The 12,794-nt window shown below is 59.9% G+C and carries 8 protein-coding genes; 2 read left to right on the forward strand and 6 right to left on the reverse strand.

The window, feature by feature from the left end:
• Nucleotides 1-590: 590 nt before the first annotated feature.
• The 4 genes from ACU4F7_RS09390 to puuD all read right to left on the reverse strand — a co-directional run bounded on the left by ACU4F7_RS09390 (nt 591) and on the right by puuD (nt 4,892).
• Entirely contained in the window at nt 591-1,871 is a 1,281-nt protein-coding gene (locus ACU4F7_RS09390) for an NAD(P)/FAD-dependent oxidoreductase (protein ID WP_481638717.1), read from the reverse strand.
• On the reverse strand, nt 1,871-3,361 hold the full coding sequence (gene puuC / locus ACU4F7_RS09395) for an aldehyde dehydrogenase PuuC (protein WP_481638498.1): 1,491 nt from the start codon (nt 3,359-3,361) through the stop codon (nt 1,871-1,873). The genes ACU4F7_RS09390 and puuC overlap by 1 nt, the downstream gene beginning before the upstream one ends.
• A gap of 182 nt (nt 3,362-3,543) precedes the next feature.
• Nucleotides 3,544-4,101, reverse strand: a complete 558-nt coding sequence (puuR, locus tag ACU4F7_RS09400; protein WP_024559145.1) for an HTH-type transcriptional regulator PuuR — start codon at nt 4,099-4,101, stop codon at nt 3,544-3,546.
• Between the two features lie 23 nt (nt 4,102-4,124).
• Entirely contained in the window at nt 4,125-4,892 is a 768-nt protein-coding gene (puuD, locus tag ACU4F7_RS09405) for a gamma-glutamyl-gamma-aminobutyrate hydrolase (protein WP_024561369.1), read from the reverse strand.
• Between the two features lie 215 nt (nt 4,893-5,107).
• Here puuD and ACU4F7_RS09410 point away from each other — a divergent pair, with 215 nt between their 5' ends.
• Together ACU4F7_RS09410 and ACU4F7_RS09415 are read left to right on the forward strand one after the other, a co-directional pair.
• Nucleotides 5,108-6,526 carry a glutamine synthetase family protein gene (locus ACU4F7_RS09410; RefSeq protein WP_029592944.1) on the forward strand — a complete coding sequence of 473 codons (1,419 nt, stop codon included), beginning with the start codon at nt 5,108-5,110 and terminating at the stop codon, nt 6,524-6,526.
• Between the two features lie 415 nt (nt 6,527-6,941).
• A complete protein-coding gene (locus tag ACU4F7_RS09415) occupies nt 6,942-8,321 on the forward strand; it encodes an APC family permease (RefSeq protein ID WP_481638499.1) in 1,380 nt (459 codons plus the stop codon).
• Between the two features lie 158 nt (nt 8,322-8,479).
• On the opposite strand, the gene ACU4F7_RS09420 is transcribed toward ACU4F7_RS09415, so the two are convergent.
• Complete coding sequence (locus ACU4F7_RS09420) at nt 8,480-9,244, reverse strand: gamma-glutamyl-gamma-aminobutyrate hydrolase family protein (protein WP_029592948.1); 765 nt, start codon at nt 9,242-9,244, stop codon at nt 8,480-8,482.
• Between the two features lie 1,415 nt (nt 9,245-10,659).
• Nucleotides 10,660-12,741: a formate hydrogenlyase transcriptional activator FlhA gene (gene flhA, locus ACU4F7_RS09425; RefSeq protein WP_029592949.1), complete on the reverse strand. Its 2,082-nt coding sequence runs from the start codon at nt 12,739-12,741 to the stop codon at nt 10,660-10,662.
• Nucleotides 12,742-12,794 lie beyond the last annotated feature (53 nt).

Below are 12,794 nucleotides of genomic sequence, written 5' to 3' on the forward strand. Positions count from 1 at the left end.
CCCGGGGCGCACCGGTCGGACCCGGTGCGAGGGCATGTCGGTGCAGGGATGCACCGTCAGGACCGACCCGAAGCCAGATGACAGACCGGAAGGTTTACCCCGAAGGGGTCGATTTTGCGTGCCGGGAGCCGGGATGGTTAAGGGGGCGGCGGCGAGCCCCCTTAACACGTTCGCGTGAAAAGAGATGACATATGAAAACAACGCTCTGGCGAACGTAACCTTTCATCGCCCGCACATATGCACGTCATAAAACGCCACCCCGTCCCGGGAAACCCAGCGTCTGCGCCGTCTGCGCCCCTCACCCCGACCCGAAGCCAGATGACAGAACGGAAGGTTTGCCCCGAAGGGGTCGATTTTGCGCGCCGGGAGCCGGGATTGTTAAGGGGGCGGCGGCGAGCCCCCTTAACACGTTCGCGTGAAGGAAGGGTACACATGAAAACAACGCTCTGGCGAACGTAACGTTTCATCGCCCGCACATATGCACGTCATAAAACGCCACCCCGTCCCGGGAAACTCAACACCTGAGCATCTGCACCCCGCTCCCCAAAGGGGCGAGGGAGAAACCCAGCGTCTGCGCCGCTGCGCGAGCGTCATACCCCCAGCCGGTCCCGCAAACTGTAGTAGGCCGCGCCCATGGCGGTGAACGGGATCTGGAACGAGCGCCCGCCGGGGAAGGGGTAGTGCGGCAGGGTGGCGAAAGCGTCGAAGCGTTCCGCATCGCCGCGCAGCGCTTCGGCGATAAGCTTGCCGGCAAGGTGGGTGCAGGTCACGCCGTGGCCGCTGTCGCCCTGCATGTAATAGATATTGTTCTCAAGCCTGCCGAACTGCGGCATGCGGGAGAGCGTCAGCAAGAAATTGCCCGTCCAGCGATAGTCGATTTTTACCCCTTTTAACTGCGGGAAGGTCTTCAGCAGCTTGGGCATAATCAGCCTGTCGATATCATGCGGGTCGCGTGCGCCGTAAACCACGCCGCCGCCGTAAAGCAGCCGGTTATCCGCCGTCAGGCGGTAGTAGTCGAGCAAATAGTTACAGTCTTCCACGCAGTAGTTGTTCGGCAGCAGCGAGGCGGCGACATCGGCGTCCAGCGGCTCGGTGGTCACCACCTGGGTGCCGCACGGCATGCTGCGTCGCGCCAGCGCAGGCTCGAGTTTGCTGCCGAGGTAGGCGTTGCCCGCCACAACGACATAGCGCGCCTTCACCTGGCCTTTATCGGTTTTGACGACGGCGGGCTGACCATGCTCGATTTTCACTACCGCCGACTGCTCGAAAATGCGTCCGCCCTGCAGGCGAATCGCCTCCGCTTCGCCCAGCGCCAGGTTCAGCGGGTGAATATGACCGCCGCTGTGGTCGAGCAGCGCGCCGCTGTAGCGGTTGCTGGCGATTTCGTCGCGCACCTTGTCCGCATCCAGCAGCTCAAGCTGGTTATTACCGTAACGCGCCCAGTTCGCTTTCTGCTCAATCAACCCCAGATACTGTTTACGGTTGAGCGCCACAAACAGCCCGCCCTGGCGGTAGTCGCACTGGATATCGTAACGGGCGATGCGGTCGCGGATTATCTGCGCGCCCTCAAACATCATGCTGCCGAGCATCCGCGCCGTCTGCGCGCCGTAGCGCGCTTCAATCACGTCGATATCGCGGCTGTATGAATTAACAATTTGCCCGCCGTTGCGGCCGCTGGCGCCAAAGCCGATGCGCGCCGCTTCAAGCAGCACGACGTTATAACCCTGCTCGACTAAATGCAGGGCGGAGGAGAGACCGGTATAACCGCCGCCCACCACGCAAACATCGCACTCCAGTGACTCCGTCAGGGTCGGATACGGGGCATGGGCATTGGCGCTCGCGGCGTAATAGCTCTTTACGTGTTCCATGATTAAGGCTCCAGGGCAATCCAGATGGTTTTCAGTTCGGTAAATTTATCCAGCGCGTGCAGCGACTTATCGCGGCCGTTGCCGCTCTGCTTGTAGCCGCCGAACGGTACGGTCATATCGCCGTCGTTATAGTTGTTGATGAAGACAGAGCCGGCTTTCAGCCTGCGGGATAGCCGGTGCGCACGGGAGAGATCCCGCGTCCAGACCGCGGCGCCCAGGCCGTAGTCGCTGTCGTTGGCAAGCCGCAATGCCTCTTCTTCACCGCTAAAGGCGGTGACGGCCAGCACCGGGCCGAAAATCTCCTCCCGGGCGATGCGCATGGTATTTTCCACGCCGGTAAAGATGGTCGGGCCGACGCAGGCGGCGCGCCCTGTGTTGCGCCCGTCAAGCCAGAGTTGAGCGCCTTGCTCAAGGCCAAGCTGGATGTAGTCGCGCACGCTTTGCGCGTGAACGTCGTCAATCAGGGCGCCCATAACGCAGTCCGGGTCGAGCGGGTCGCCGGGGCGGAAAGCTTGCGCCTGTTCGGCGAGCAGTTGCAGAAACTCTTTACGAATGCTGTCCTCCACCAACAGCCGCGTACCGGCGATACAGACCTGGCCCTGGTTATAGAAGATGCCCGCCGCCGCGCCCGCCGCCGCTTTTTTCAGGTCCGGGCAATCGGCGAAGATGATGTTAGCGCTCTTGCCGCCCGCTTCGAGCCAGACGCGCTTCATGTTGGAGTCGCCCGCGTCTTTTAAAAGCTGCTTCGCGGTGCGCGTGGAGCCGGTAAAGGCGATGGCGTCCACATCCGGGTGTTGAGCCAGCGCGCTGCCCGCCTCGTGGCCGAAGCCCGGCACCACGTTCAGCACGCCGTCCGGCAGCCCCGCCTCTTTAGCGAGCGCCGCGATGCGCAGGGCGGTGAGGGGCGATTTCTCGGAAGGCTTAAGGATAACGCTGTTGCCGGCGGCGAGCGCCGGGCCAAGCTTCCAGCAGGCGAGCAGCAGCGGAAAGTTCCAGGGCACTACGGCGGCGACCACGCCCACCGGCTCGCGGACAATCAGCGCCAGCTCGCCGCCGCCCGTCGGCGCGACTTCGCCATAGACTTTATCAATCGCTTCGGCATACCAGCGAATAGCGCGCACGGCGCCGGGAATATCATCACGCAGGCTATGGCGAATCGGCTTGCCGGTATCAAGCGTCTCCAGCAGCGCCAGCTCCTCGTGATGCTGTTCCATAAGCGTCGCGAACGCGTTCAGGACGTGCTTGCGAACGGCGGGCGAGGCCTGCGACCAGTCGCCGCGCTCAAAGGCGGCCCGCGCGCTGCTCACCGCGGCGTTAACGTCTTCCGCTTTGCCGCGCGCGACCGCGGCGATCTTCTCGCCTGTCGCCGGGTTGACGGTGGCGAAGGTTTCGCCGCCCAGGGCGTCGCTGTACTCGCCGTTAATAAACAGGCGCCCCTGAACCGTGAGCCGTTCCGCCTGCTGCCGCCAGTAAGGCAAATGATGAAACTCCATAAGCTCTCCTTTGAAATTCAACGTGTTATCGAATCGTTCCGCCGGTACGTCACGGAATTTGGTCAAAGCGGGGCCGCGGGAGATTTTTTTAAAAAAATCCCGGGCCTGCTTTTTTACGTTATGTCGCCTGCGAGGAGGCGCTTCCGGCCTGCTTCGTTATCCGGAAACGCGCTTTCCGGCTATCAGAAGGTGGTGGGCGTGTGCGCGCTGATGATGCGGCAGATCCCGGCCGAGGTATTGCTGAAGCTGTGCGGTATGCCGGTGTTAATGGCATAGCTCTGTCCTGCCACCAGGCGGTACGTCTGGCCGTTAATCGCCAGCACCACCTCGCCTTCCAGCAGGGTGCCTATCTCTTCCCCCTGGTGTTTAATCCTCTCCCCGGTCGTGGTGCCGGGCTGGTAAGTCTCAATAATCATCGCAAGCGTGCGATGAGGGTTACCGTTATGAATCAGCTTCATCGAGACGCCCTGGCTGCCAATCTCAATCAAATCTTCCTGATTGATAACAACCTGCGGTTCGTCCGGTTTCTCTGGTTCAGCAAAAAACTCCGACAGCGACAGCCCGTAGACCTTCAATAGCTTTTGCAGCGTACTGATGGCTGGACTGACTTTATCCTGCTCAATGGTGCTGATAGCGCTGTGCGTTAATCCCGATAGTTCAGCGACGCGGCGCTGCGACAAACCCAGTTGCTGGCGGATCTGCGCTAAACGCTTCCCCGGCGCCAGGGTGATATCGCTCATATTTTCGCTTCCTTAAGTCAGTGTCAGGCGGGCGGTCGTAATTCTGCCCGGTATCCCCGACAGGCGGTGATAAAACCCTCGAACAACAGGCGGGAGAGGGCATATTCATTACTCTTCCATTCAGGATGCCACTGGACCGCGAGCACGAAAGGGTGGTCTTCGACGCTCACGGCTTCCACCAGCCCGTCGGTTGACCTTGCCTCCACGCGCAGGCGCGGGCCCAGCGTTTTCACGCCCTGGCCGTGTAATGAGTTTACCCAGAACCTGTTGCAACCCGGTACAAGGCGGGAGATTAAGCCGCCAGGCTGTACCTGAACTTCATGAGAGGGCGCATATTGTTGCGCCAAAGGCAGTTCCGGATCTTCTCTGTGCTCCAGAAGCTCCGGCTGCTCAAACAGCCGACGATATAGCGTTCCGCCAGTGGCGACAACCAATTCCTGCAGGCCCCGGCAGATGGCGAAAAGGGGGATGCGCCTTTCGAGCGCGCTTTCAATCAGCGCCATGCTCAATGTGTCTCGCCCAGGGTCGGCGTCAGGCTCATCGCCGTTTTCACCATAAAGGTGCGGCTGAACGTTGCTGGGGCTGCCGGGCAGCATAATGCCGTCCAGCTGCGGTAGAAGGGTAGTCAGGAGTTCCGGTTCCGCCAGCGCGTGCGGTAAAGGGATGGGGAGGCCGCCCGCGTGGAGCACGGCATTCAGGTACTTTTCTTGCAGGGTTTGACTTAAATGTCCTTTTATCCTGTTCCTGCACATCACCACTCCAATGAGAGGTCTGTCAAATATATTGCCCATTTTGCCCTCGCCTGATGGACTAAATTATTTACAAATAACGGTCATGCTTCGCCTGCTGTTCAATATTTTCTCAATCTAGCAACACCGTAACTAAAATTCAAACTCAATTTAACATTTGAAAAACAATTCAGTTGCATCTAAATTTTAAAAGTGGAAATTATATCGAACGGTCGCAGTCAACAGACCGGGACTCCTGGCAATAACGGCGGTGAATCATGGAAACCAATATCGTAGAAGTTGAGAATTTCATGCAGCACAATGAAGAGAGGCGAAGCAGTGCGTTTGCTCGCGAAGTAAAAGCCTATCTGGAGCGCTACCCTCTGACCGAACATATCGACGTCATGCTCACAGATTTAAACGGCTGTTTTCGCGGCAAACGCATTCCCGTAGCAGGCCTGCGCAAAGTAGAGAAAGGGTGCTACTTCCCGGCCTCGGTTTTCGCGATGGACATTTTAGGCAACGTGGTGGAAGAGGCAGGGTTAGGGCAGGAGCTTGGCGAACCAGACCGCCGCTGCGTGCCGGTAACCGGCACGCTGGTGCCGTCGACCACCGATCCTGAATATATAGGTCAGCTGTTGCTGACGATGCAGGATGAAGATGGTACTCCCTTTGACGTTGAGCCACGGAACGTGCTTAACCGACTCTGGCAGCAGTTGCGCCAGCGCGGGCTGTTCCCCGTGGTAGCGGTAGAGCTGGAGTTCTATTTAATTGACCGCCAGCGCGACGCCGAAGGCTACCTTCAGCCGCCCTGCGCGCCCGGCACGCAGGACCGTAACACCCAAAACCAGGTGTACTCCGTCGACAACCTTGATCGTTTCGCCGATGTGCTGAGCGATATCGACGAGCTGGCGCGCCTGCAGCAAATTCCCGCCGACGGCGCGGTGGCGGAAGCCTCGCCGGGGCAGTTTGAAATCAACCTTCATCACACCAGTAACGTGCTGCAGGCCTGCGATCACGCGCTGGCGCTCAAGCGCCTGGTGCGTCAGGTGGCGGAAAAGCACGGCATGCAGGCCACCTTTATGGCCAAGCCCTACGAAGAGCACGCCGGCAGCGGCATGCACATTCATATTAGCGTGGTGAATGATAAAGGCGTCAACGTGCTGGCGGACGCCGAAGGCGAAGACTCCGGGGTATTAAAGAAGATGTTGGCAGGGATGATTGACCTGATGCCCGCCTCGATGGCGCTGCTCGCCCCCAACGTAAACTCCTACCGCCGTTTTCAGCCAGGCATGTATGTGCCGACCCAGGCCTCCTGGGGCCACAACAACCGCACCGTCGCGCTGCGCATCCCCTGTGGCGAGCGCGAAAGCCACCGCGTTGAATACCGCGTAGCCGGCGCGGACGCTAACCCTTATCTCGTTATGGCCGCGGTACTTGCGGGCGCCCTGCAGGGTCTGGATAATGACCTCCCTTTGCCGGAGGCCGTCGAGGGTAACGGTCTTGAGCAAGAGGGTGCGCCATTCCCGATTCGTCAAAGCGACGCGCTTTACGAATTCCAGGCTCATCCGGCCATGCGAGAACTTCTCGGCGGCCGCTTCTGCGACGTGTTCCACGCCTGCAAGAACGATGAGCTTATCCAGTTTGAGCGTTTAATCACAGAAACAGAAATTGAGTGGATGCTGAAAAACGCCTGATTTTCCGCTGATAATCAACCTCGCTTCCCTGCCTCTGTTGCGCAGGCCGGGAAGCTTTTACCCGTAATACCCTGTCGAGGCCGCAGTCCGACAAACAGAAATAACAGGCCGCTTCTGTGGAAGATAGCGGCGAGCGTTGCCGGGCGGAACAGGCCGGCTTTTTCCGGTGTCGCGCGAAGGAGCTAAGCGCGACCACGGTTGACTACGACGTTCAGGATACGTTACGAGGAAAAAGAGATGGTGCATGTTTATGTCTATCCGCCGCGCACAGGCCTTCGCCTGAGCCGCAGTAAATACGGGCCGGCGAACCGCTGTGCCGCCTTCAGCGGCAAGTTCTCCCTGAGTCATTTCTTCCCCCGTTTGCCTGACGGGTTCCCCATCGCCTCTGTCGCAGAGGGAAAAGAGGGGAACCGGCATGGCGATTAACTACGATCTCAACGTCGCGGCGGCGGAGGCAAAACCGCAGCTGCGCAAATCGCTTAAGCTCTGGCAGGTCGTCATGATGGGGCTCGCCTACCTGACGCCGATGACGGTATTCGATACGTTCGGCATCGTGTCGGGACTCAGCAACGGCCATGTTCCCGCCTCGTATCTGGTGGCGCTGGCGGGCGTGCTCTTTACCGCGGTCAGCTATGGCAAGCTGGTAAAGCGTTTTCCCACCGCCGGCTCCGCCTATACCTACGCTCAACAGGCTATCAACCCGCACGTGGGCTTTCTGGTAGGGTGGTCTTCGCTGCTGGATTATCTTTTCCTGCCGATGATCAACGTCCTGCTGGCGAAGCTCTATCTCTCCGCCATGTTCCCGGAGGTGCCGCAATGGATCTGGGTGGTGCTTTATGTCGGCATCATGACCGTCGCCAACCTCAAAAGCGTCAACCTGGTGGCGAACTTCAACACGCTGTTTGTGGGCGTGCAGGTGGCGATTATCGCGGTGTTTATTTTCCTCGTGGTGCACGGGTTGCATAAAGGCGAGGGCGTGGGCACGGTCTGGTCGCTTTCACCGTTTGTCAGCGAAAACGCGCAGCTTATCCCCATCATTACCGGGGCGACGATAGTCTGCTTTTCGTTCCTGGGTTTTGACGCCGTTACCACGCTTTCGGAAGAGACGCCTAACGCCGGTAAAACGATCCCGCGGGCGATTTTCCTCACCGCGCTCTATGGCGGGGTTATCTTCATTGCCGCGTCGTTTTTTATTCAGCTCTTTTTCCCGACCATGAGCCGCTTTAAAGAGCCGGACGCCGCGCTGCCGGAGATTGCGCTCTACGTTGGCGGCAAGCTGTTCCAGTCTATTTTCCTCTGCTGTACGTTCGTTAATACGCTCGCGTCGGGGCTTGCTTCGCACGCCAGCGTCTCCCGCCTGCTGTATGTGATGGGGCGCGATAATGTCTTCCCGGAAAAAGTGTTCGGTTACGTGCACCCGAAATGGCGCACTCCGGCGCTGAACGTTATCCTGGTGGGCATTGTGGCGCTGACGGCGCTCTCTTTCGATCTCGTTACCGCCACGGCGCTGATTAATTTCGGCGCGCTGGTGGCTTTTACCTTCGTAAACCTTTCGGTAGTGAACCACTTCTTCCTGCGCGAAGGGCGCAACAAAACCTGGCGCGATAAGTTTCATTACCTGATCCTGCCGCTGGTAGGGGCGCTGACGGTCGCGGTGCTGTGGCTAAACCTGGAGAAAAGCTCGCTGGTGATGGGGCTTATCTGGGCGGCGCTCGGCGTGGGTTACCTGACATGGCTTACCCGCCGTTTCCGCCAGCCGCCGCCGATGTTTAAGGGCGAACGGGTGGAGGAGTAGGAGGGCGGCGCAGGCGCTGGGTTTCCCGGGTCAGCGTAGCGCCAACCGCCATGGTTGCAGTTGGGGGATGAGTCTGAACATAGCGCGTTTTTCTCCCTCGCCCCTCTTAAGAGAGGGGCAGGGTGAGAAGCGCAGGCAGCGCCGCCCGGCAGGCGTGATTAAACTTCTCCCCGCGCCCGCTGCGTGGCGCGGGCTATGCAGGCTTTAGAAAAGGCGCGGAACAGCGTCAAATAGTGCGGGTTATGCTGCACCTGCCACTCCGGATGAAACTGCACGCCGACCGCGAAAGCGCGAGCGCTTTCCACCGATACCGCTTCTATCAGTCCGTCCGGCGCTCGCGCTTCTACCCGCAAGCCCGGCGCCAGTGTTTCAACTCCCTGCGTATGCAGCGAGTTCACCTCAAACTTTGGCGGCAGGCCAAGTTCTTCCAGCACGCCGCCCGGCTCGGTATGAATGATGTGTGCTGGCCCATATTGTTCGGCCAGGTCGGCGTTGGGATCTTCCCGATGATCCGCCCATGGTCCCGCCGTATGCACCGCCTGATGCAGCGTCCCTCCCAGCGCCACGTTAAGTTCCTGAAAGCCGCGACAGATAGCGAGCAGCGGCACGCCCGCTTCAATGGCGGCGCGAAGCAGCGGCAGGGTAGTGGCGTCGCGCGCCGTGTCGCTATGGGTGTTCAGCATGTGCAGCGTATGGCCGTAAAGATCGGGGTTCACGTTGCTTGGCGAGCCGGTAAACAGCAGGCCGTCGAGCCGCGCGAACCAGCTTTCCGGCGCGATAAGGTCGCCAAAAGCGGGCACGATAACCGGCAGGGCGCTGGCGCCAAACACTACCGCGCGCAGATATTTATCACCCGCCACATGGAAATATTGACCGTTATGCTCCCAGCGGCAGGCGGTCACGCCGATTAAAGGTTGTTGCATAGCCCTCTCCTGGCGCTCCGGCGCCTGCTTTGTTACGGGTACTCCCGCGTCTGTAATAAGTATTAATTTTAATCGGTTTTGAGAGGAGTCAAGGGGTTCGTTTGTAGGGGAGAGCAGGCGGCGCAGACGCTGCGCTTCCCCGGGACGGGTGGGCGTTTTCTGAGGTGAATATGTGATGGGGGTGAAAGGTTCCGTTCGCCGGAGTGTTGTTTTCATATGCACCTTCCTTCACGCGAGCGTGTTAAGGGGGCTCGCCGCCCGTGGGTTTCCCCCTCGCCCCTTTTGGGAGAGGGTTGGGGTGAGGGGAGCAGGCGGCTCAGGTGTTAAGTTTCCTGGGACGGGTTGGCGTTTTCTGAGATGAATATGCGTGGGCGGTGAAGGGTTCCGTTCGCCAGAGCATTGTCTTTATATGTCATCTCCACTCACGCGAACGTGCCAGGGGGCTTCGCCGCCAGCCCCCTGGCAACCCCAGCTCCCGGCGCGCAAAATCGACCCCTGCGGGGCAAACCTTCCGTTCTGTCATCTGGCTTCGGGTCGGCAGGACGGCAGTTACTCGGCCCATCCATGGGCCTCGCCCCTTCGGGGCCAACGCTTTGCGTTGTTCAAAAACGCTCCCGGCGTTTTTGTCCGTGTGCCGACCCGCCTCTGGCCGTTCCCGACGGCCAGCCCCGGCCATCTGCCCGCCCGGAAGGCGATTTTGAGGCCGGATAAAAATCATCGCTGGTGGGCTGATGAAAAGCGTTATGAAGGTCTCGCTGTGAGGCGGAAATACTCTTTGTGCTTCGCAGGGTGAGCAAGCGCCGCGCCAGTCGCCGGGGTTTCTCCCTCGCCCCTCTGGGGATAGGGCCGGGTTGAGGATAAAGGACGGCAGGGACGTATCGTATTGCAGAGCAAGTGGCGCTTTGCTGACTGGCCCTGCAAAACTTCCTGCATGCCATTAAAGCGAAGCATCTCCTGCAACCAGAATCAAACGCCGAAGCGGAGGGTGAATCCGGCCTCAAAATCGCCTCAGCTTTTTCACGGTGGCCGGGGCGCACCGGTCGGACCCGGTGCGAGGGCATGTCGGCACAGGGACGTGCCGTCATGCCCGACCCGAAGCCAGCGGGGAAAAGATGAGGTTTCCCGCTTCAGCGGGCGATTTTGCGCGCCGGGAGCCGGGATTGTTAAGGGGGCGGCGGCGAGCCCCCTTAACACGTTCGCGTGAAAGGAGGGTACATATGAAAACAGCATTCCGCGAACGTAACCTTTCACCGCCCGAACATATATCCCGGAACAGTAAAACTCAGCGCCTACCCCCTCACCCCGCCCCACTCCTCAAAGAGGCGAGGGAGAAAACCCGCGCAGGCGATGAAGGCAGGGACGAAGGGGCAACCCCCTTAAGCCGCGCCGCCAGGTCCCCACCCCTTAGGGCAGCGCTACAGCGCATCCTTCTCTATCCCCAGCCGCTTCATGCGTGAAAGCAGCGTGGTGCGCTTCACCCCCAGACGCTGCGCCGCGCCTTTAGGCCCGGCGATAACGCCGTTGGTCTCCTTCAGCACCCGCACAATGCGCTGATACTCATCTTCGCCCTCCCGCATCTCGTCGGTCGCAGGCGTCAGCGTCGCTTTCTTCGGCGCGGTGAAGGCCACTTCCGGCAGCGAAAGCTGCAAGACATTGCCGCGCGTCAGCAGCACCGCGCGCTCAATCACATTCTCCAGCTCGCGCACGTTGCCCAGCCACTCCATCTGGCTTAAGGCATGCAGCGTTTCGGCGGGAATGCTGTCGATGCTGCGCCCGAGGCGACGGGCGATTTTAAAAGTGAAGGCTTTTACCAGCAGCGGGATATCTTCCGGGCGCTCGCGCAGCGGCGGCAGGTTGATGGGAAAAACGTTCAGCCGGTAATAGAGGTCGCTGCGAAACTCCCGGTCGGCCACCATCTGGCGCAGGTCGCGGTTAGTGGCGGCGATAAGCCGCACGTCGGTCTGAATCACTTTGTTGCTGCCGAGCCGCTCGAACTCCTGCTCCTGCAACACGCGCAGCAGCTTCGGCTGTAGCTCCAGCGGCATGTCGCCCACCTCGTCAAGAAACAGGCTGCTCTTGTCCGCCAGCTCAAAACGGCCGATACGCTGGGCGCTGGCGCCGGTAAACGCGCCGCGCTCATGGCCGAAAAGATCGCTCTCCAGCAGGCCCGCAGGCATCGCGGCGCAGTTGAGTTTCACCATCCGCCGCCCGTTGCGCTCGCTGAGGTTGTGGATAGCGCGGGCGATAAGCTCTTTGCCGGTGCCGGTTTCGCCGAGGATAAGCACCGTGCTGTCGCTTTTCGCCACCATTTCCACCTGCTTCATCACCGCGGTCATCGCGTCAGAGCGGCCAATAATCTCGCCGAAATCCGCCGGTACGTTGTTTATCTGCTCGGTCAGCGCCAGGTTCTCATCCACCAGCCGCTCTTTCAGCCGGTGGATCTCCTGGTAGGCGAGCGCGTTATCGACCGCGATGGCGATGCGCTCGGCAATCTGGCGCAGCAGCTTCAGGTTGGCGGCGGTGAAAATATGCTCCTCACACTGGGCAAGCTTCAGCACGCCGAGCATTTTATCGCCAAACATCAGCGGCAGCAGGCAGAGCGTCTGGATCTGGTTGCCCCACATTTCAAACAGCATGCGTTCATAAGGGGCGAGTTCGTCGCGCTGGTGCAGGTTAACCAGCAGCATTTCGCGGCTCTTCAGCACCCGTTCTGAAAGGGTGCCTTTTGCGGTAACTTCGCTCTGATCGTGCAGCGGCGCGGCTTCGTCAACGTAGTGGGTGGACCAGATGGTGAGCTTGCCCTTGCGGGGCGAGGGCAGCACCACGCTGACCGAGTCGATGTTGAAATAGTAATGAATCTCGCGGGAGATCTCGGTGACAAGCTCATCGAGATGCAGTTTTGACAGCACGGCGTTGGTAATCGCCACCAGAATGCGAAAGTCGTCCCGCTCCCGGCACAGCAACTGGTAATTCTGATTATCGCCCACGCGCGTCTGGATCTGCTCTGCCGCCACGCTGACGATTTGCGTCAGGGTTTGCAGCCGGGAGTACTCGTTTTCGCTCCACGGCGTGTTGGCGTTGCGAATAAACTCGCAGCCGCCAAAAATGTGCCCCTCGGCGGCGAGCGGCGCCAGACAATAGTGGCCGAAGGGCGGGTAGAGGGCCAGAGCCGCGAGCGGCGGCCAGGTATCGGCGAACTCTTGATAGTCGCAATGCAGCACTTCCGGGCGGGAGAGCACCCGGCGAACCGGACCGTGGGAAAGCACGGTTTCATCTTCGTACTGCACCGCTTTGCCGAGGTTATCGACGCTGTAAAAGCAGACCCGCTGATGCTTAGGGTGGTAAAGCAGGATATTAACCCGATCCGCCATGCCAGAACTTTTCACCAGCGTTTTCAGCGCTTCCGCCAGCGCGCAGAGATCCGGCTGTTGCAATAACGTGCGGGTGATATCGAACAGCCCCTGCTGGCCGAGATCGCTCATGGGAGTGTATGACATTAGACTCATCCGGAAAGGTTTCGCAAAAGGCGAAACAAGCAAAGCACTATAAT

It is taken from the genome of Franconibacter pulveris, assembly GCF_056780215.1.

Coding starts and splice junctions, on each gene's coding strand:
- ACU4F7_RS09410 (WP_029592944.1), top strand. CDS start 5,108: ATGGAAACCAATATCGTAGAAGTTGAGAATTTCATGCAGCACAATGAA.
- puuC (WP_481638498.1), bottom strand. CDS start 3,361: ATGGAGTTTCATCATTTGCCTTACTGGCGGCAGCAGGCGGAACGGCTC.
- flhA (WP_029592949.1), bottom strand. CDS start 12,741: ATGTCATACACTCCCATGAGCGATCTCGGCCAGCAGGGGCTGTTCGAT.
- ACU4F7_RS09420 (WP_029592948.1), bottom strand. CDS start 9,244: ATGCAACAACCTTTAATCGGCGTGACCGCCTGCCGCTGGGAGCATAAC.
- ACU4F7_RS09415 (WP_481638499.1), top strand. CDS start 6,942: ATGGCGATTAACTACGATCTCAACGTCGCGGCGGCGGAGGCAAAACCG.
- puuD (WP_024561369.1), bottom strand. CDS start 4,892: ATGGGCAATATATTTGACAGACCTCTCATTGGAGTGGTGATGTGCAGG.
- puuR (WP_024559145.1), bottom strand. CDS start 4,101: ATGAGCGATATCACCCTGGCGCCGGGGAAGCGTTTAGCGCAGATCCGC.